Here is an 18,950-nt window from a genome sequence, read left to right as displayed (position 1 = left end):
GACCATACCAGATAATTTATTTGATATTAAATGACTAGGAAGAAGAGGTAAAATACAGGCTTCAATAAGAAGAAAATAGGGGAGAGGTATTGATTGCTAAACGTACACGACATCAAGAAAAATTATGAAGATAAACAGGTATTAAAAGGGATAAACTTTCACTTAGAAAAAGGAGAATCATTTGGATTATTAGGTCCGAATGGTGCAGGGAAATCAACATTGATTGGCATCTTGTCAGGGCTGATCCATGCCACAAGCGGCACCATAATGATTGAAGGTATAGATTTAAAAAAAGAAACAAAAAAAGCGCAGCAAATGATAGGAATTGTTCCGCAAGAGATCGCTTTATATTTACATTTGACAGCAAAAGAAAATTTAATATTTTGGGGGAGAATGTACGGACTCAAAGGAAAAGAGTTAAAAAGCAGAGTACAAGAAACACTTGAGCTAATTGGTCTTGAAGATAGAGCGAATGATCAAGTGAAAGTATTCTCTGGAGGAATGAAAAGAAGAGTGAATATCGGTTGCGCGATATTGCATCAACCGAAACTATTAATCATGGATGAGCCTACTGTAGGCATAGATCCCCAATCTAGAAATCATATATTAGAAACAGTTAAGACATTAAATGGAGAAGGAATGACCATTATATATACTAGTCATTACATGGAAGAAGTCGAATTTTTATGTGAAAGAATGGCCATTATGGATCATGGGTCTATCATCGCTTTAGGGGATCAGCATGAATTAAGTGAGCTTGTCGGAAATCAAAGAGAAATTGTTTTGACCATAAAATGTGAACATGGACAAAATGATATAGACCGGGTGCGTCAATTCATACATGAAGTCGACCCTTTAAAGGAAATCGTGGTTCAAGGAAATCAAATGAAAATATTTGATCAACACCCTCAGCAGTTATTAAGTCATCTCATTCAAGGTGTGACCGCATTAAATATTCAAATTATCTCAGCAGAAATTGTAGAACCAAATTTAGAAAATGTCTTTTTGTATTTAACTAGTAAAAATTTGAGGGATTAGACTGTTTAGAGGTGAGCACATGAGCATTTGGGTTGTACTGAAAGATCTATTATTGTTTTTTAGGGATAAAAAAAGCTTTTTTACACTTTTTTTTATGCCTATCATATTAATTGCTATATTAGGTGCAGCATTTGGAGATAACATGAAGAAAGATAGTGAAATCAGGATCAATTCATTTCGAGTAGGAATAACAGATCAAGATAAGTCCGCTACAAGTAAAATGTTTCTTTCAACATTGTCTAAGAGTGAACTCAGTGACATATTTGATGTGAAGGTCACCTCGAAAAATCAGCTAGAGAGAGATTTAAATAGTAGAGACATTACAATGGGTATAATCATCATGCCGGATTTTGAAAAAAGCTTATTGAATCATGACCATGTGCAATTGAATATCTTGAAAGGACCTAATTCAAACTTACAAGAAATGGTTCTAGAAAATGTGATTTTGCAATTCTTTCAAAATTATCATATGAATCGTATTCTGGTACCGTTGAATCAAGGTAAAGAAGTGGAGATCGTGTCTGATCAACTGAAAAAAGAACTGGTGAACGAGAGGAATATTCATATGAACAGCCAGCCGATCACGTCTTTCCAATACTACGCAGGCGGGATGGGTGTTCTCTTTTTATTAATGACTGTTGTTTTCTTAGTTGGAAGTATGATAGAGGAAAAAGAGGAAGAGGTTTATAAAAGGTTAGTTGTATCGAAATTAAGTAATAATAGTTATATCGTGGGGAAGTTAATAGGTATTCTTTTGATAAGTGTGATTCAGCTTACGATCATTATTTTATTTACTAGTTTTGTCTTTAAAGTGCAATGGGGAGAGCCTTTTACTATTGTCATGATAGGGTGTAGTTTTATATTAAATGCTGCGGGTTTTGGGGTGCTGATCGGTTCTTTTATCAAAAGAGAAAAAACGTTTAACAGTGTTGGGATTTTAGGAACTCAAGTGTTAGCTGCTTTAGGTGGAAGTATGGTTCCCTTATACTTATTTCCACAATGGTTGATCAACATCAGTTATTTCTTGCCTAATTCCCTTGCGCTCCAAATGTTTTTGAAAAGTATGTCAGGTGCTGATTTTAGTGAAATTCAAAGCAGTTTGTTGCTTAGCTGCGGGATGGGACTAGCTTTCTTCATCATTGCTTTAATCAGAATGTCTTTTGAAAGGAAGCATCGTTATGCATAAAATATCAGCCATTATTACTTTAAAGCTAAAAGAAACATTAAAGTCCCCTTTGACCCTTATTTTTTTATTTGTTATGCCAATCGTATTTAGTTTTATTTTTGGAAGTACGGCATCTGATACAAAGAAACCTACAGTTGCTTTTATTCAAGAGCCTAGTGAAGGTAAACTGAATCAAGAAATTTTTCATATCCTTGAAAAGAACACTAAATTTCTTTGGATAAAGACGACTGAAAGCGAAGCAAAAGATTTAGTTTATGATGAAAAGGCAGTTGCGTCAGTTAAAGTCGCAAACCAATTAAAGAGCTATTTAAAAGAAAATAAAGAGATTTTTGATGTGACGATTTATAAAAAGACTGAGGAATATGCCGTTTTATCTCCCTTTTTAAAAGAAACAGCAGCCATCATTTATCAGTTAAATCAAGGTGTAAAGGAGCAGAAGAGCGTTTCTCTCATCAGTGCACTCAACAAATTAAATGAATCTGGCAGCATCTCTTTAATTGAAAAAAAACAAGATGGTCAAACAAGAGAGCAACCAAATTTAACCCCACTTGGATTTACCATCATGTTTATGATGTTTGCGATCTCGAGCTCTGTGTCCTCTATTCATCTGGAATATAAAGATTATACATGGCAAAGATTGCTTTCAAGTCCCATCCATAAAATATCTGTGTTATTGGGATATTTCATAGCTTATTTTCTACTTGGATGGATACAACTTGGTGTCCTTTTGACCGTCTTATCAATATTCTTCAATGTATACTTAGGTAACTTTATGATTTTAGTGTTTGGATCATTCGTTATTGGTCTTGTTGTGAGTTTAAGTTTTATGATTGCAACCTTATCTCATACAAAAAAGCAAGCTGAAGTATTTAGTGCAATTATCATTGTAGGATCATGCATGCTGGGTGGTATTTATTGGCCATTAGATATCGTTCCAGACATTATGAAGAAGATCTCTTTGGCTATACCGCAAACATGGATGATGTCTGGTTTTGGCGAGATCATGAGCGGTACTGTCAATCACTCAATCTTATTATTAGACATAACAGTTTTAGCTGCTTTTACGATTGTTTTTATGGTGATTGGTTTGAAAAATATCCGATCCTATTAATTACTTTTCTTCATTTCATTCTATTAGTTTAAAAAACCCCTCTATTGCTCTCAATTGCGATAGAGGGGTTTTTTATTCATGCGTACTTCTCAAAATGGTATGATAGACGACAACATCTCATGTAGAAAGGATTGAATAAACGATGAACTTTCACAATAAAACCGTCATCATCACAGGCGCAGCCAATGGAATTGGTGAATCGATCGCCTGGGGCTATGCAAAAGGAGGAGCGCGTGTGGTGCTTGCAGATATAGATGAAGAGAAGGGCAAGCGTTTGGAGGAAGAGCTGAAAAAAGAATCGTTAGAAGCTTATTTTAAAAAAACGGACGTGACACAAGAGAAGGATATTCAACACTTAATGTCGTTTGCAGCGGAGCGCTGCAAAACGATTGATATCCTCATCAATAATGCTGGTGTCATGTGCACAGTATCGCCTTATGAATTAACGGTCGATGAGTGGGATCGTGTGTTACATACGAACCTAAGAGGGACTTTTCTATGTGCAAGAGAAGCAGCACGTTATATAAAAGAGAATCCAAAAGGCGGTTCTATTGTGAACATTTCATCCACCCGCGCGACCATGTCAGAGCCTCATACGGAAGCATATGCTGCATCAAAAGGCGGAATATCAGCACTGACTCATGCCTTGGCTGCTTCTTTTAGCCCGGATCACATCACGGTGAATAGCATTTCCCCTGGATGGATTGAAACGAAGGATGAGGAGAATCTTCGAGAGGTCGACCACAAGCAGCATCTTTCCAATCGAGTCGGGACGCCAAAGGATATTGTGAAGGCTTGCTTTTATTTAACAGATGAAGACAATCAATTTGTGACGGGTACAGATTTAGTCGTTGATGGTGGCATGACCAGAAAGATGATCTATGCTGATTAACTTGAAAAAAACATTGACGCTTTGATCGAGGCGCAGTACAATATGTAACAATTCAGCTGAAGATCGTGATGAAATAAAGACACAGCGCAAATAGAGAAGAGTACATCATAGCTGTCCCGCACAGAGAACTCCGTTAAGCTGAGAAGGAGCTGGGAAGCATGATGGAACCAAGCCTCTTAGCTCTGCACCGGATTCCTTCGGATGGTGGTGCAGCGACATTCTCCCGTTACAGAGATGGGTTCATGATGACCTGCTAAGGTTCATCTGGCAACAGATGAATAAACTGAGGTGGCAACGCGGAGTAAATCCCGTCCTCAAGACAGAAATGTCTTGAGGGCGGGATTTTTTTATGACAAATAGGGGGAACAGCTATGAAAAAACATTGGCGGGATATGAGTTTGCTGCTTGGAGCCATCGGAATTGCGAACATAGGAGAATGGATTTATATGATTGCTCTCCATCTGCTCATTTTTCAAGAAACGGGCTCTGTGCTGGCTGTAACAGCCGTCTATATGCTGAGACCGGCTGCAGCTCTTTTGACAAACAGCTGGTCTGGCAGTTTGGTTGACAGGCTGAATCAGCGGAATGTGATGATCAGCTTAGATATCACCCGGGCTATCCTGATCGCATGTGTACCCTTTGCGTTATTTTCAGGACACCTGCTGATCCTGTATGTGATGGTGTTTCTCATTCAAATGGCACAAGCGATGTTTCATCCAGCTTCGATGGTATATATGACAGGATTGATCCCGGCGGATAATCGAAAACGGTTTAATGCCATTCGCTCATTATTACAATCGGGTGGATTTTTACTTGGACCCGCAGCAGCAGGTCTGCTTTTTTTAATCGGTACACCTGTTTTTTCAATTTATATAAATGCGATCTGCTTGTTGATATCTGCTCTGTTAACGATGTGTTTACCGAATTTGCTAAAACAAGATGCTGGCCAAAATGGCTTTTCCCTTTCAATGTTAAAAGAGGATGCGAAGCTTGTTCTTCGGTTTAGTTTGACATCACGCCAGATTATGGCGGTGTATTTATTGTTTAGTGCCGCCATCACGGTGCTTCCTACTGCCATTGACTCTCTTGAAACAGCCTTTGCAAAAGAAGTGCTGCTGCTGACTGATACAGAATATGGTCTTCTTGTCAGTATAGCTGGGGCAGGCATCATCACAGGCGCAGGTCTCAATTCGGTGATTGTGGAGAGGCTGCCTGTTTCGATCATGCTTGGGATTGGCAGTTTGTTTGTTGCATGTGGCTATCTCATTTATGCTTTTTCCAGCACATTGTTTGTAGCCGCTGTTGGTTTTTTTATACTAGCATTCTTTTTAGCATTTGCGAACACAGGTTTTATGACTTTCTATCAAACGAATATCCCGGTAGAGGTCATGGGGAGGGTAGCCAGTTTTTATGCTTTGGTTGAAGCCATTCTGACGATGATGATGACAGGGGTCTCTGGTGGACTTGCACATGTTTTATCAATCCGAACCTCCGTTGTCATCGGGTGTGTATGTATGCTTCTTGTCTGTTTATTGCTATGTTTTGTCATCTTTCGTCCATTGAATGTCAAAAAAATAGTGCATCCTACTTAGAAAATTAAAAAAATTATGTTATGATTATTTAAGTAAGTTAATCAAATTGATGAGAAAAGGAGTCTTACACATGAAAGCACTACGCTGGCACGATCAAAAGGACATTCGACTAGAGGAAATTGACGAACCAACAGTTGCTCCAGGAAAAGTGAAACTAAAAGTAAAATGGTGCGGCATTTGTGGTAGTGATTTACATGAATATTTAGGAGGACCGATTTTCATTCCAGTGAATGAACCTCATCCACTTACAAAAGAAAAAGCACCCGTTACGCTGGGACACGAGTTCTCTGGTGAGGTTGTTGAAGTAGGAGAAGGCGTGAGCAATTACAAAGTAGGCGACCGAGTGGTTGTTGAGCCTATTTTTGCGACTCACGGACACCAAGGTGCTTACAACTTAGATGAAAACATGGGCTTTTTAGGACTTGCCGGAGGCGGCGGTGGATTCTCTGAATATGTATCTGTCGATGAAGAATTACTTCATTTATTACCAGACGAAATCTCATATGAGCAAGGTGCGCTTGTAGAGCCTTCTGCAGTTGCTTTATATGCTGTTCGTTCTAGTAAAGTACAAGCTGGGGATACAGCGGCTGTGTTTGGCTGCGGACCAATTGGCTTACTTGTCATTGAAGCATTAAAAGCAGCTGGTGCTACTGATATTTACGCAGTAGAATTATCTAAAGAACGCCAAGAAAAAGCTAAAGAGCTTGGAGCGATCATTGTTGATCCTTCTCAATATGAAGATGTTGTTCAAGAAATCGCAAGCCGTACAAACGGTGGCGTCGATGTTTCTTTTGAAGTGACAGGTGTACCTGTTGTATTGAAGCAAGCCATCCAATCAACAAGAATTTCAGGTGAAACAGTCATTGTGAGCATTTGGGAAAAAGGCGCAGAAATTCTGCCAAATGACATTGTCATTAAAGAACGTACAGTCAAAGGAATTATCGGCTACAGAGACGTATTCCCATCTGTATTAAACTTAATGAGAAAAGGCTATTTCTCTGCAGATACGCTCGTCACGAAAAAAATCAAGCTGGACGATGTGATCGAGGATGGTTTCCATGCATTAATCAATGAAAAAGATCAAGTGAAAATTTTAGTTAGTGCTGAGTAGGATGACAAAGGGAATGGCAGAGGCCATTCTCTTTTTTTGTGCACATATTCTACTCATTTTCATAAAGAGGCATGTGGTTGAATAGTGATAAGTGAAAAGATGTTTTGATAAGGGAGATGACATCATGTTTTATCACATCAAAGAACTGCAATATGAAGCAAAGCCCTCCAAGCCTGATCCGCTTTACGCGAAAAAGCTGCAAGAAGTATTAGGCGGACAGTATGGAGAAATTAGTGTCATGATGCAATATTTATTTCAAGGCTTTAATTGCCGGGCAGATCAAAAATACAGAGATTTATTGTTTGACATAGGGACAGAGGAAATTGGTCATGTCGAAATGCTGGCGACGATGATCGCGCGTTTACTAGATAAAGCACCGGTTAAAGAACAAGAACAGGCGTATCAAAGTGATCCAGCACTTGCAGCTGTCATGGGTGGAATGAATCCTCAGCATGCAATTGTTGCCGGTTTAGGAGCTATGGCAGCAGATAGTCAAGGGTATCCGTGGAATGCCAAGTATATCATTGCAAGTGGAAATTTAATGGCTGATTTTAGGGCCAACTTAAATGCAGAATCACAAGGGAGGCTTCAGGTTACAAGGCTCTACGAAATGACCGATGATCGCGGCGTGAAGGATATGCTTTCTTTTCTTATTGCTCGTGATACATATCATCAAAATATGTGGCTTGCGGCCATTAAAGAATTAGAAGAACGAGAAGGGGACGTCGTCGTACCAACCACCTTCCCGCGCTCACTAGAAAAACAGCAAGTATCCTACGATTTGTTTAACTTCTCAAGAGGAGAAGCAAGCAAGGAAGGCAGATGGGCACATGGCCGAAGCATGGATGGAAAAGGGGAATTCAGATATATTTCTGCACCAGTCGTGTTCGGTTCCGCACCAAAACTAAAACCCGCACCAAAGGAACTGTTTAACACACCGAAAAAAGGCGAATAAAAAAAGCCGGTCAGGTATTTGAGCCTGATCGGCTTTTTTAACGTCCGAGAGATCTTCCGTACACGCTGACACGTTTCTCTAACAAGGCAAAAACGAGTTCAAAGAAAATGCTCAGCAGCCAATAGATCAAAGCAGAGACGAGGTACGTTTCTAAAAACTGATAGCCGTCATTCGCAATGATTCGGGAAATCCCCATGATTTCAAGTACTCCAATCGTAAACGAAAGAGAGGTGGCTTTTAATAGCTGAATGAGCTGATTGCCTAGGTTCGGTAAGGCGACCACAAAGGCCTGCGGCAAAATAATGCGCATCATCGCCTGGCGCGTCGTCATACCCACAATTTTTGCCGCTTCAAGCTGCCCTTTGTCTACCGCAAGGAGTGCACTCCGAACCACCTCTGTTAAATGGGCGGCTGAATGGAGGCTGAAGGTAATGAGGGCAACAGCTAATGGGGAGACCATATCTGGATGAAAGGTCAGCCCGAATGTACCGCTCACTTTGGTTAGAACAAAAGGGAGTCCATAAAAGAAAGCGAACAGCTGAACAATAAGAGGCGTTCCTCTAAAAAAGGAGACATAGAGTGTCACAAGCTGCCTGAGTACAGGAATGCGAAAGAGACGAATGAAAGCAAAAACAGATCCGAGCAAAAGGCTCACAGCCATGGAAACGAGTGCAATCAATAAAGTAAAAGGAACGCCTTTTAGAATATGAGGTACTTGGTCAATCGCAAATTGAATATCAATGGTTTGCATCAAATCGCCTCCTTAACGTGACAGGCTGGTGCGGCCTTTTACAAATTTCCTTTCAAGCAGCATGGTGATCAGTTCAATGCTCATGCAAATGAGCCAATACACAATCGCAATGATCGCGTACACTTCAAACATGCCGATCCCGTAGTTATTTCCTAAAATGATCTTCACCTGTCCCATGATATCAATGAGTCCGATTGTAAAGGCAATCGCTGTGTCTTTCACGAGATCAATGGTGTAATTTCCGAGGTTTGGCAGTGCAATGAGAAAGGCCTGCGGGATAATAATCCTGATCAAGGCCTGTGTATCTGTCATCCCAACAATGTAGGCGGCCTCCAGCTGGTCCTTCCCAACAGATGAATACGCACTGCGAAAGACTTCAGATAAATAAGCGCCAGTATGTAAAGAAAACGTCATCATCACAAATAACACACGATCCCAATGATTGATTTGCATCCCTGCGACAAGTAAAAGCTGAGGCAGTCCAAAATAAATCAAAAACAACTGAACAATTAAAGGCGTACTTCGTGTAAAAGATAAATAGATAACAGCCAATTGCTTCAGCACTGGGATTTGCTTGATACGAATGAAAGCAAATAGCAACCCGATGATGATAGCAAAAAACAATGACACCGTAATAATGAGAAAAGTGAGTGGCAGGCGTTCAAGCACCTGTAAAAAGATGCGCAGCCAATCTCCAGCTGTAAACGTCATGACGCTTCCTTTCCTTTCTTCATTTTGATCCCCTTGCTCTGAGATGTCATCAATATTTTGAAAGAAATCAACACCAAACCACTTTTTCGCAAGCTGAGGCAGTGTTCCATCATCAATCATTTCTTGTGTGATCCGGTCCAAATCTGCTGCAAGCTGCTTCTCGCTTGGCTGTAAGACAAGATAGATAGGCTCCTTTGACACAATGCCGCCAACTTTGACCTTTAGGTTCAAATGCTTTTGAATGGTATCAAAGGTTGAAATGTTCATAAATGCTGCATCGGACCGTCCGCTTTCAACACGTTTTAAGTTGAGTTCATTTGAAGGACTTTCAATGGTCGTCAGTGGAATATCCGGATCATGCTCTTTATTATATTGATTTAATATCGAACGCAAGCCTCCGCTAGGACTGACAGGAGCCAGTTTTTTAGATGTCATATCATCAAGCGATCGAATCTCCTTGTCTGATTCATTCACAATTAAACCTGTCATCGAATAGCCATACGGGACCTTAGGGTAAAGGAACCGCTTTTCACGTTCAGGGTTACTAAAAAACCAATTAGCCGCCATTTCAAACTTCCCTGCGCCTACGCCGATTAAATTCGATTCTTCCTCGCCAAAAATGTAATCAAAATGTACGTGGGGAAGCCTCTTTTCCACTTCATTTAAATAATCAATGTTATAGCCAATCGGTTCGTTTCGGTCATTTGTTGCTAAAAAGGGTGGATTGACCTCTGCACTCAGTGCGACTTTCACAATTTGTCTGCCGTCATCTGTCGTGGTTTTCACACTGCTGCAGCCAATCAGAGAAAGGAGAAACAGAAGGACACCGGACATCATGAATGCTGTCTTTTGCTTCATTTGTCTTTCTCCGATCCTTGCCACATTCCGCGATGAATCCTTGATAAAAATTGTTTCGTTCGTTCATGCTGTGGTTTCAACAGGACGTCTTCTGGTGAGCCTTTTTCAACAATTTCGCCATCTGCCATAAAGATCACCGTATCCGCCACGTCCTTTGCAAAAGAAATTTCATGTGTCACAATGACCATCGTCATTCCTTGGCTCGCAATATCTTTGATCATTTCAAGAATTTCTCCTACCATCTCTGGGTCCAGTGCCGACGTAGGTTCATCAAACAAAAGCACCGAAGGGTTCATCGCAAGAGCGCGGGCTATGCCAATTCGCTGCTGCTGACCGCCAGATAATTCACTCGGAAATGCATCTTTTTTATGAAGCAGTCCAATCCGCGTTAAAAATTGCTCTCCGACCTTTTCTGCTTCTTTCTTAGACATGTTTTGAGACACAATCAATCCTTCTGTAATATTTTCAAGTGCTCGTTTATTTTGAAACAAGTGATAATGCTGAAACACCATGGAAGATTGCTGCCTGAGTTTTAGAAGATCTTTTTTTTGATATCGTTCAAATTGAATCGTGGCTTCACCAACCGTCAGCTCTCCTTTATCTGGAATGTCGAGGCTGTTTAAACTGCGAAGAAGTGTTGTTTTTCCTGATCCGCTCGGTCCAATAATGGCGACCACTTCACCTTCTTGTACGGTGAAATCAATGCCTTTTAACACATGGGTCTGCCCATAAGATTTATGTAGATTAGTAGCTGAAATCATAAAAGCATCACGTTCCTTTGACATATGTACTTAATATTGATAAAATTTAACACATTAAATCCTATAAGTAAAGTATGTTTTATTTATTCCGATTGGAAAAATCAGATATGATAGATTGTGAGATACAGAGGAGTTGGATACGTTTTGTCTAAAGCATTATTTGTTGATACCGATTTTCAAAAAACATGGCTTCATCAACTAGAATCTCTTCGTGAAACGATCGAACAAACGGCAAAAGAACACGATGAAGGCGCTTATTTTCCTGAAAAAAATATTGAATCATTAATAGAGATGGGCTATACGACGTTGTCTCTTCCTGCTGAATACGGAGGCGGAGGTCAATCTGTGAAGGATATGGTTCTGTTTCAAGAGACGCTCGGCAGTATGGACGGAGCGACTGCCTTATCGATCGGCTGGCACCAAGGGGTTGTAGGCGAAATCTACGAAAAGAAACAATGGAATGAGAAGCAGCTGCAATTCTTCGCGAAAGAAGTGCAGAAGGGCGCCCTTGTCAACCGTGCCGTGAGCGAGGCGCAGACAGGCAGTCCAACAAGAGGGGGCAAGCCTGGGACAACAGCCACTAGATCAGGTAATGAGTGGATCATCAATGGACGTAAAATTTTCACAACGATGTCACCAGCGCTTACATACTTTTTAGTCGGCGTATGGATCGAAGAAAAAGAGGCGATGGGTTTCTTCTTAATTCATCGTGAGACAGAAGGTGTTTCAATAGAAGAAACGTGGAATGTTGTGGGCATGAGAGGAACAGAAAGCCATGATTTAATCTTAGAACAGGTTAAGGTCTCAGATGACATGCTTGTTGAGGTGCAAAAAGGGCCGCGGGGGGGTACGCTAAATCCTTGGATTGCACACATTCCTTCCTGCTATTTAGGGATTGCGCAAGCGGCAAGAGACTATGCTGTTCAGTATGCCATCACCCATTCACCGAACAGTATCAGCGGAACGATTAGTGATCTGCCAAATGTCCAAACACTTATTGGTGAAATTGACTTACTATTAAAGCAAGCACGCCACGTCATCTACTCAACGACCACATTGTATGAAAAGCCGGAGAAAAGAGAGCTGTTAATCAATGAATTCGGCGCTGTGAAACATACAGTCGTCAATCACAGTCTGCAAGTTGTTGATAAAGCCATGCGTTTAGTCGGTGCAAAAAGCTTAAGCCTTGACTGTCCACTGCAGCGTTACTATCGAGATATTCGTGCCGGGCTCCATAACCCGCCAATGGACGATATGACGATTTCAAAAATCGCGAAGCAAGCCATTGAAGAGAAAAAAGAAAGCTAATATACAGCAAAAAGCCGGATGAACCGGCTTTTTTTGTTTGAAAGAAAAGAGGACAAGCGTACCTTATATCTCATCGCTCAACATGCTACAATCAATGGAATCATGGGAAAAGGAGCGATTGTTTTGAAGAAAAAGTATATAAAATGGCTCATTACTGGCATGATGCTGATGTCACTTTGTATAAGCCAGCCTTCATCAACTGAAGGAGCATCACCAGCATGGTCAGTAGATGAATTCATGAAAGACCGGGAAGGCACGTTTGTAATTCAAGAAGTAAAAGAAAAGTCCCCTTGGGTGTATAACAAAAAAAGAGCGAAAGAGCGCTTTGCACCTCAATCGACATTTAAGGTAGCAAATGCCTTAATCGGACTCCAAACAGGCGCAGTGAGAGATGAATACGACATTAAATATTGGGACGGAGTGAAAAGAGAGATTGACCGCTGGAATAGGGATCATACACTAGGATCTGGCATGAGAGATTCAGTCGTCTGGTACTATCAAGCCATGGCCCGTGACATCGGTGAAGAACGCATGAGTCAGTGGGTGAAAGCCATTCATTATGGGAACGAAGACATATCTGGCGGAATCGATCAATTTTGGTTAAGCAGTACGTTACGTATTTCTCCAGTTGAACAAGTTCGTTTCCTCAAACAGCTATATGAAGAGACTCTCCCATTTGACCTAAACGCCATGAGAACGGTCAAACGAATGATGATTCAAGAAGAAGAGAAACACGCCACCCTTTACGGAAAAACAGGCTCCGGCTCAGGCATCGGCTGGTACGTAGGCTTCATCAAACATGAAAACAAAACCTACATCTTCGCCACAAATATCGAAGGCACCGGAATAGAAGCAAAAGAAATCACCTATCGCATTTTGAAAAAATATCATTTGATTGAAGCATCCGTTTAGGATGCTTTTTTATATGAACTTATTATGGTTATCTACAAAACTAATGTTTTATTAATCAAAAAATTTGACTAGTAAGAGAATAGATAATGACCGTTGAATAAAGAGTTGTCATATAAATTAGTGAATAGACAAACATAATTGATGCCCACTTCTCGGAATGCATTCGTTTGTAACCCAAAATACTTAAGCAAATCCATATAAGGCCTAAAAAAAAGGATACAAGCACAAGCCCTATGCTTAAAGAATGGATAAGAAAACTGCTTAAGGTAATTGCTAAGATATAAAGATTCGTTTGTAAGTATGTTCTTTTCATTCCTTTTACAACCGGTAACATGGGAATGTTTGCTGCCTTGTATTCATTTTGTTTTCTAATAGCTATCGAATAAAAATGCGGCATCTGCCAAATAATTGTAATGAAAAACAACCCCATAATAGCTGGGTGTGATATATCTGGTGAAATAGCTGCCCAACCAATGAGAGGAGGCATTGCTCCAGAAATACTACCAATTTCTGTGTTGTATACGGTTTTTCTTTTACTCCATATTGTATAAGGAAAAATATAAAAAAATAAACCAATCAATCCTATAATAGCTGCTAGATAGGTTGTAAATGCTAAAAAGCCTAGTCCTAAAACAGACATTAAAATACTAAGCCATAGAACTTTTTTAGGATTGACTTCTCCTGTTACAGTAGGTCTGTTTTTTGTTCTATTCATCACTGAATCTATGTCCCTATCATACAAATTGTTTAAAGCTCCAGCAGCACCAATTAATAAAATTGAACCTGCAAAAGCCAATAGTATCTCAATAGATTTATGAAGGATGTCAATTTGATATGTGTATAATGCCAAGGTTAAGCCAGCACACATTGGGATCAAATTTGATTTAATAATCCCTGATTTAACTGTTTGAGCGATTATTTCCATTTTCGTTTTGTGAATTTTTTTCCCCATCTGTCGCATTGTTTTTCTCCTTTTCACATTATATACCCTTTTGAATTTATATACTAATTGGTATATTAATTCTATATGGTATGATTGTAAAGAAAAGGAGGTAAAGGAATGATTAGACAAAGAAAGACGCAAAATGAAAGGAAAGAAGAAACAAGAAAATTACTCTTAAATTCTGCAGTTGAGAATTTCGCCAAGTATGGTTTTCATGGGGTCTCCATTGATAAATTGACAGAACATGCGGGATTTAGCAAAGGGGCCTTTTATGCGCATTTTCATTCAAAGGAAGAGATCTTTTTGGCACTATTGAAACAACAAATGCAATTACATGTAGAAAAAATCAATGCTTTAATAGCAGAACAACCTTCTCTTTTACACTTTTCAGAAAAAATGAATCAACAGTCTATTCAAAGTCGTGAAGAAAATCGGACGTGGAGTCTGCTAAACATGGAATTTCTTCTGTATTCAATGAGAAATGAAGAAGTAAGGTGTCAGTGGTCAAATATGATCCTACAATCGGTAAAACAAATATCGCAATCCCTTGAGAATTTGATGAAAAAAGAGAACCTTACATGTGCCCTTTCTTCTGAAGAAATGGCATGGGCAATTCTTTCACTGGAAAATGGTGTAGCAATATTCCACTATATTAGTCAAGACCATATACCAATTGATTTATTAGAAAAATCCCTAAAAAGAATAATTTCATATAAATAAAAATTATGGTCTATCAGTTGAATATGGAAGGTGTTTTAGTCAAGATATGAAAAGTAAAAAAATAGCTCAAACTCAACATGAAATACGATTTATGAATGTGGCGTGCCTTTACCCTAATGGGGAGATGGTGATTCTAGAAAGGAGGTATAAGGAGTGTACTTGAAATACATCCAATTAATGTCAGATGATGACCGTGGGAACTTAGCCAGCCAATCCCTTTGTGTGACAGAAATGTTTTTATGGGAATTAGGGAAAAAATTCAAACGAAAGATTGTGAGGCTATTATTTTTATATGTGGCTCTTTTAAAGATTACAAATTACTGAGTACTTCTAAAAAAGAACCTGACATCTTATTTTTAAAAAATACGTACGAGCTAGAATTACCCTTTAGTTACAGTGAATTTGAAAATGCAACAAATAAGAAAAAGATCTTAGCTGATACTTTGGAAAAAGCGATGCTCTATCTGTGTGAATTAAAAAACTGGGACAGTCAGCTAGTCAAAGCGACATTTCAAAAAATGAAAGAAAAGGAATATAAAGCGGAGATGAAAGGAAAACAAACAAAATTAAGTCCCGATAAAAAAAAGAAAGCATATCCTCTGATCGAATTGGATCTAAAGCAGTTTACTCTCTATCTTGTCATTGAAGACAATAAAAGAAAGATCTTATCAAAAAAATTAATTGCTGAAACCGATACCTATTTAGAAGAGGTTTCTTATCATATGCGAGAGATTAAATGGCTAACTGATCATGAAGTAGCATTATTCAAACATACAAATAAACCTGTTTATACAAGTGTACGGTTATCGTGATAAAGCAAAATGAGAATAGCATAACACTTGTGGAAATCAAGAACGCAACTTACAAAGGAGTGTATGTTTTTAATGGGTTTTTGGGAAGAAGAACAACGCTATGTATTCAATACCATGAAGAAACAAGAAAACGAATCATTGCACTTATACAATAACCTCTTGGACAAACGATGACATGGTTTTTAGATGAAAAAATCCAGAAACAAATCCCTGATTTCGATATCAACCATCTAAAGCAAATCAATGAATTTCACTACTTTAAAGAGTATAATGAACATTACGACTTGATCAACTGTATTGTCCTGCAAATCTCATACGAATCTGCGACCCAACAAGCAGAAATCCATCTAAAATTCACCAATGTATCTTCTGTTCAAATCAAAGATTTGGACTTAACAAACGATTCTAGTCTATATTTAAATATTGAGCCTTTGAATAGAGGCTGGGAAAACATCAATTATTTCGTAGAAGACTATGAAGAAGATTATTTTTCATTTTATTGTCAAACAGTTCAAGTCATACAAGTCGTATCAAATGAATCGTGCTAGTCTATCTACATATGTGCTAATCATGCTTCTTCATCCCAACATAGAAAGGTGCAATGACATTGAAACGAATCACGAAATGGCTCTTATTTGCGGCTGTCATCGCGGGCTTATTGGTATGCGCATTCTTTGTGTTCCGTTTAAACCAGCCTAAGCCGACGACGAACATCCATTATGCAGACACACAAAACAAACAGCAAACACTCGATATGTATATGCCAAAGGGCAAAAATGAAGATAAGAAGAAGCATCCAGTCATGATCTATCTCCATGGCGGCGGCTGGACAGGCGGCGATAAGAATAGAGTTGCTTCGAAGGCTGATTATTTTACCGGTCAAGGGTATGTGTTTGTTTCAATGAATTACAGGCTTCACCCTGATGCCCACTATGAGCAGATGGCAGATGATACGGCAAACGCCATTAAATGGGTCAAGGATCATGCAGGTGAGTATCAAATCGATTCATCAAAAATCAACGTGATGGGACATTCGGCAGGCGGTCATTTAACGGCATTGGTGGCCACAGATTCAACTTATTTAAAACGTGTTGGATTGTCGCCAAAAACGATCAATTCCATCGTGATTCTAGATGGTCCGTTAAACATCAATCAATTTATACAAGCCATACCATCGTACAAAAAGGTGTTTGGCAAACAGGAGAAGAACTGGACAAAGGCATCACCTGTCACTTATATGAATCAAGCGAATGTACCGCCTGTTTATTTGGTCACGGGCTGGGAAAATCCAGAGGTGTACCGATTTGCAGAAAAACTGAATCATGATAAAGGCTCGCGGTTTGTTTTTCTGGTTCATTCGCTGAGCCACAGTGACTTGAATAAATGGTTTGGATCAGACAGGGCGCCAAAAGAAGCGCAAGACATGACAAAAGCTGTTATGGCTTTTGTCAAAAAACAAAATCAATAACGAAGACCGTATGCTAGGCAATCCATTTTGCCGCAGTATATGATAAAGCGTAAATGGTTTGTACCAAAGGAGTGTATGTCGTTGTCATCACGTATGGAAAATAAAGTGTTTAATTGCGAAAAAGAGCTGACGCTGAATATTATCGGCGGTAAGTGGAAAATGCTGATTTTATGGCACCTTGGCAGAGAAGGGACAAAACGGTTTGGCGAGCTAAAATCGTTAATGCCTGGGATTACGCAAAGAATGCTTGTCAATCAGTTAAGAGAATTAGAGGAAGATCACATTGTGCATCGGGAGGTTTATCCTGTCGTTCCGCCAAAAGTTGAATATTCCCTGACAGAACTAGGAGAAAGCTTAATGCCGATTTTAGAGGCGATGTATGATTGGGGAAAACAATATCTCGACAGCAATTTTTTAAAGGATGATAAATAGTAATACTGCAAAAGATACTGGTCGAAAGACAGTATCTTTTTTGTGACCATATGCGAAAAAGTATAGTATGTAAAAAAAAAGTGCGTACTTGGATTGCGTCACTCCTGTTGTTATACTCATTTCATCGTTCAAGAAGCACCATCCGCGAAGCTCTTGAAGATGAGATGAAAAAACGGGAGTGAAAGTGAATGAAATTACAATTAGCATTAGATTTAGTGAATATACCAGAAGCGATTGAGCTGATCAAAGAAGTAGAAGCATTTATTGATGTGGTCGAAATTGGGACACCTGTTGTGATCAATGAAGGCTTGCGTGCTGTAAAAGAAGTCAAACAGGCATTTCCGAATTTACGTGTACTCGCTGATCTGAAAATTATGGATGCGGCCGGTTATGAAGTGCAGCAGGCATCTGAAGCTGGAGCGGATATCGTCACCATTCTTGCAGCGGCAGAAGATATGTCCATTCAAGGAGCGGTGAAAGAAGCGAAAGCAAGAGGGAAACAAATTTTAGTTGATATGATTGGTATCAAAGATATCGCTGGCCGGGCAAAAGAGCTGGATGAGCTTGGAGTCGATTATATTTGTGTGCACACAGGCTATGACCTGCAAGCGGTTGGTCAAAACTCATTTGCTGACCTTATGACCATTAAACAAGTCGTCAAACAAGCGAAAACAGCCATTGCAGGCGGAATTAAGCTTGATACGTTACCTGAAGTCGTGAAGTTAAATCCTGATTTGATCATTGTCGGCGGCGGTATCGCAAGCCAGGACAATAAAGCAGAAGTGGCTGCACAAATGAAGCAGCTGATCGCACAATCATGAAGACCAGTGACTATGTGAAAGCCATTTTGAATGAGCTTTCTGAGCATTCCCCCGCTATTCAAGACGAACAAGCGGAGCGGCTTGTCTCAAGTATTTTAGCTGCAAGAAAGGTCTTTGTGGCAGGGGCTGGCAGATCTGGTTTGATGGGGAAATCATTTGCCATGAGACTCACACATATTGGCGTCAAGGCTTATGTGATCGGTGAGACCAATACTCCTTCCTTTACAGAAGAAGATCTCTTGATTGTGGGGAGCGGCTCTGGTCGAACAGAGACCTTGCTAGTCCTTGCAAAAAAGGCAAAAGCAATTGGCGGAAAAGTGGCAGCATTCACGCTTTCAGTTGACTCACCTCTAGCTGATCTATCGGATGAAGTCATTTTACTGTCAGGTGCGCCGAAGGATCAAAAGGAAGGAAGCCATCATACCATTCAGCCAATGGGCTCGCTATTTGAGCAATCGCTTCTTCTGACATACGATGCGGTCATTTTGCGTTTAATGGAAATAAAAGAGCTCGACACACATACAATGTACGGTCACCATGCAAATTTAGAATAGATATTTTCAAAGCC

The 18,950-nt window shown here is 39.7% G+C and carries 20 protein-coding genes and 1 pseudogene; 16 read left to right on the top strand and 5 right to left on the bottom strand.

Annotation, left to right across the window (positions count from 1 at the left end; translation table 11 throughout):
• The first annotated feature begins 93 nt into the window (after positions 1-93).
• From C6348_RS07610 to C6348_RS07580, 7 genes are all read left to right on the top strand, one after another.
• The gene (locus C6348_RS07610; RefSeq protein WP_106042499.1) at positions 94-1,038 is read left to right on the top strand and encodes an ABC transporter ATP-binding protein; all 945 of its coding nucleotides are present in this window, start codon (positions 94-96) and stop codon (positions 1,036-1,038) included.
• Between the two features lie 19 nt (positions 1,039-1,057).
• A complete protein-coding gene (locus tag C6348_RS07605) occupies positions 1,058-2,224 on the top strand; it encodes an ABC transporter permease (RefSeq protein WP_106042497.1) in 1,167 nt (388 codons plus the stop codon).
• Positions 2,217-3,335, top strand: a complete 1,119-nt coding sequence (locus C6348_RS07600; protein ID WP_106042495.1) for an ABC transporter permease — start codon at positions 2,217-2,219, stop codon at positions 3,333-3,335. The genes C6348_RS07605 and C6348_RS07600 overlap by 8 nt, the downstream gene beginning before the upstream one ends.
• A gap of 142 nt (positions 3,336-3,477) precedes the next feature.
• Positions 3,478-4,227, top strand: coding sequence for an SDR family oxidoreductase (locus tag C6348_RS07595; protein ID WP_106042493.1), 750 nt, complete (start codon positions 3,478-3,480; stop codon positions 4,225-4,227).
• Positions 4,228-4,598: 371 nt separating this feature from the next.
• Complete coding sequence (locus tag C6348_RS07590; RefSeq protein WP_066030617.1) at positions 4,599-5,819, top strand: MFS transporter; 1,221 nt, start codon at positions 4,599-4,601, stop codon at positions 5,817-5,819.
• A 70-nt stretch (positions 5,820-5,889) separates the two neighbouring features.
• Positions 5,890-6,930 (top strand): 2,3-butanediol dehydrogenase, encoded by a 1,041-nt coding sequence (locus C6348_RS07585; RefSeq protein WP_034661461.1) that lies wholly within the window; start codon positions 5,890-5,892, stop codon positions 6,928-6,930.
• Between the two features lie 124 nt (positions 6,931-7,054).
• Positions 7,055-7,885, top strand: coding sequence for a manganese catalase (locus C6348_RS07580; protein ID WP_106042491.1), 831 nt, complete (start codon positions 7,055-7,057; stop codon positions 7,883-7,885).
• A 37-nt stretch (positions 7,886-7,922) separates the two neighbouring features.
• Here the strand turns inward: C6348_RS07580 and C6348_RS07575 are convergent, their stop codons facing one another.
• The 4 genes and pseudogenes from C6348_RS07575 to C6348_RS07560 form a co-directional block, all read right to left on the bottom strand.
• Positions 7,923-8,636 (bottom strand): amino acid ABC transporter permease, encoded by a 714-nt coding sequence (locus C6348_RS07575; RefSeq protein ID WP_106042489.1) that lies wholly within the window; start codon positions 8,634-8,636, stop codon positions 7,923-7,925.
• A gap of 12 nt (positions 8,637-8,648) precedes the next feature.
• Entirely contained in the window at positions 8,649-9,347 is a 699-nt protein-coding gene (locus C6348_RS07570) for an amino acid ABC transporter permease (RefSeq protein WP_066030620.1), read from the bottom strand.
• Between the two features lie 9 nt (positions 9,348-9,356).
• A pseudogene (locus tag C6348_RS07565) lies at positions 9,357-10,205 on the bottom strand (amino acid ABC transporter substrate-binding protein); the annotation flags it as partial.
• On the bottom strand, positions 10,202-10,966 hold the full coding sequence (locus tag C6348_RS07560) for an amino acid ABC transporter ATP-binding protein (RefSeq protein WP_170938403.1): 765 nt from the start codon (positions 10,964-10,966) through the stop codon (positions 10,202-10,204). The pseudogene C6348_RS07565 and the gene C6348_RS07560, both read right to left, overlap by 4 nt.
• 144 nt (positions 10,967-11,110) lie before the next feature.
• Here C6348_RS07560 and C6348_RS07555 point away from each other — a divergent pair, with 144 nt between their 5' ends.
• Both C6348_RS07555 and blaBPU read left to right on the top strand, forming a co-directional pair.
• A complete protein-coding gene (locus tag C6348_RS07555; RefSeq protein ID WP_106042487.1) occupies positions 11,111-12,274 on the top strand; it encodes an acyl-CoA dehydrogenase family protein in 1,164 nt (387 codons plus the stop codon).
• Positions 12,275-12,397: 123 nt separating this feature from the next.
• The gene (blaBPU, locus tag C6348_RS07550) at positions 12,398-13,186 is read left to right on the top strand and encodes a BPU family class D beta-lactamase (RefSeq protein ID WP_106042763.1); all 789 of its coding nucleotides are present in this window, start codon (positions 12,398-12,400) and stop codon (positions 13,184-13,186) included.
• 55 nt (positions 13,187-13,241) lie between these two features.
• Here the strand turns inward: blaBPU and cyoE are convergent, their stop codons facing one another.
• Positions 13,242-14,138, bottom strand: a complete 897-nt coding sequence (gene cyoE, locus C6348_RS07545) for a heme o synthase (RefSeq protein ID WP_411266104.1) — start codon at positions 14,136-14,138, stop codon at positions 13,242-13,244.
• A 108-nt stretch (positions 14,139-14,246) separates the two neighbouring features.
• Here cyoE and C6348_RS07540 point away from each other — a divergent pair, with 108 nt between their 5' ends.
• From C6348_RS07540 to hxlB, 7 genes are all read left to right on the top strand, one after another.
• Positions 14,247-14,849 carry a TetR/AcrR family transcriptional regulator gene (locus C6348_RS07540; protein WP_034661446.1) on the top strand — a complete coding sequence of 201 codons (603 nt, stop codon included), beginning with the start codon at positions 14,247-14,249 and terminating at the stop codon, positions 14,847-14,849.
• A gap of 239 nt (positions 14,850-15,088) precedes the next feature.
• Complete coding sequence (locus tag C6348_RS07535) at positions 15,089-15,661, top strand: hypothetical protein (RefSeq protein WP_223251542.1); 573 nt, start codon at positions 15,089-15,091, stop codon at positions 15,659-15,661.
• A gap of 170 nt (positions 15,662-15,831) precedes the next feature.
• Positions 15,832-16,209 (top strand): hypothetical protein, encoded by a 378-nt coding sequence (locus C6348_RS07530; protein WP_106042482.1) that lies wholly within the window; start codon positions 15,832-15,834, stop codon positions 16,207-16,209.
• A gap of 53 nt (positions 16,210-16,262) precedes the next feature.
• The gene (locus tag C6348_RS07525; RefSeq protein ID WP_106042481.1) at positions 16,263-17,129 is read left to right on the top strand and encodes an alpha/beta hydrolase; all 867 of its coding nucleotides are present in this window, start codon (positions 16,263-16,265) and stop codon (positions 17,127-17,129) included.
• A gap of 75 nt (positions 17,130-17,204) precedes the next feature.
• Positions 17,205-17,561 (top strand): transcriptional activator HxlR, encoded by a 357-nt coding sequence (hxlR, locus tag C6348_RS07520; protein WP_012010675.1) that lies wholly within the window; start codon positions 17,205-17,207, stop codon positions 17,559-17,561.
• A 188-nt stretch (positions 17,562-17,749) separates the two neighbouring features.
• Entirely contained in the window at positions 17,750-18,382 is a 633-nt protein-coding gene (gene hxlA, locus C6348_RS07515) for a 3-hexulose-6-phosphate synthase (protein ID WP_034661437.1), read from the top strand.
• A complete protein-coding gene (gene hxlB / locus C6348_RS07510; protein WP_106042479.1) occupies positions 18,379-18,936 on the top strand; it encodes a 6-phospho-3-hexuloisomerase in 558 nt (185 codons plus the stop codon). Before hxlA ends, hxlB begins: the two co-directional genes overlap by 4 nt.
• Positions 18,937-18,950: the final 14 nt, after the last annotated feature.

It is taken from the genome of Bacillus sp. YBWC18 (assembly GCF_002998775.1).
In the GTDB taxonomy this organism is placed as follows: domain Bacteria; phylum Bacillota; class Bacilli; order Bacillales; family Bacillaceae; genus Bacillus.
This window is presented reverse-complemented; position numbering and strand designations above follow the sequence as displayed.

Coding starts and splice junctions, on each gene's coding strand:
- C6348_RS07560 (WP_170938403.1), bottom strand. CDS start 10,966: ATGATTTCAGCTACTAATCTACATAAATCTTATGGGCAGACCCATGTG.
- C6348_RS07530 (WP_106042482.1), top strand. CDS start 15,832: ATGACATGGTTTTTAGATGAAAAAATCCAGAAACAAATCCCTGATTTC.
- C6348_RS07570 (WP_066030620.1), bottom strand. CDS start 9,347: ATGACGTTTACAGCTGGAGATTGGCTGCGCATCTTTTTACAGGTGCTT.
- hxlR (WP_012010675.1), top strand. CDS start 17,205: ATGTCGTTGTCATCACGTATGGAAAATAAAGTGTTTAATTGCGAAAAA.
- C6348_RS07595 (WP_106042493.1), top strand. CDS start 3,478: ATGAACTTTCACAATAAAACCGTCATCATCACAGGCGCAGCCAATGGA.
- cyoE (WP_411266104.1), bottom strand. CDS start 14,138: ATGGGGAAAAAAATTCACAAAACGAAAATGGAAATAATCGCTCAAACA.
- C6348_RS07525 (WP_106042481.1), top strand. CDS start 16,263: ATGACATTGAAACGAATCACGAAATGGCTCTTATTTGCGGCTGTCATC.
- C6348_RS07535 (WP_223251542.1), top strand. CDS start 15,089: ATGGGAATTAGGGAAAAAATTCAAACGAAAGATTGTGAGGCTATTATT.
- hxlB (WP_106042479.1), top strand. CDS start 18,379: ATGAAGACCAGTGACTATGTGAAAGCCATTTTGAATGAGCTTTCTGAG.
- C6348_RS07540 (WP_034661446.1), top strand. CDS start 14,247: ATGATTAGACAAAGAAAGACGCAAAATGAAAGGAAAGAAGAAACAAGA.
- hxlA (WP_034661437.1), top strand. CDS start 17,750: ATGAAATTACAATTAGCATTAGATTTAGTGAATATACCAGAAGCGATT.
- C6348_RS07585 (WP_034661461.1), top strand. CDS start 5,890: ATGAAAGCACTACGCTGGCACGATCAAAAGGACATTCGACTAGAGGAA.
- C6348_RS07600 (WP_106042495.1), top strand. CDS start 2,217: ATGCATAAAATATCAGCCATTATTACTTTAAAGCTAAAAGAAACATTA.
- C6348_RS07575 (WP_106042489.1), bottom strand. CDS start 8,636: ATGCAAACCATTGATATTCAATTTGCGATTGACCAAGTACCTCATATT.
- C6348_RS07580 (WP_106042491.1), top strand. CDS start 7,055: ATGTTTTATCACATCAAAGAACTGCAATATGAAGCAAAGCCCTCCAAG.
- C6348_RS07605 (WP_106042497.1), top strand. CDS start 1,058: ATGAGCATTTGGGTTGTACTGAAAGATCTATTATTGTTTTTTAGGGAT.
- C6348_RS07590 (WP_066030617.1), top strand. CDS start 4,599: ATGAAAAAACATTGGCGGGATATGAGTTTGCTGCTTGGAGCCATCGGA.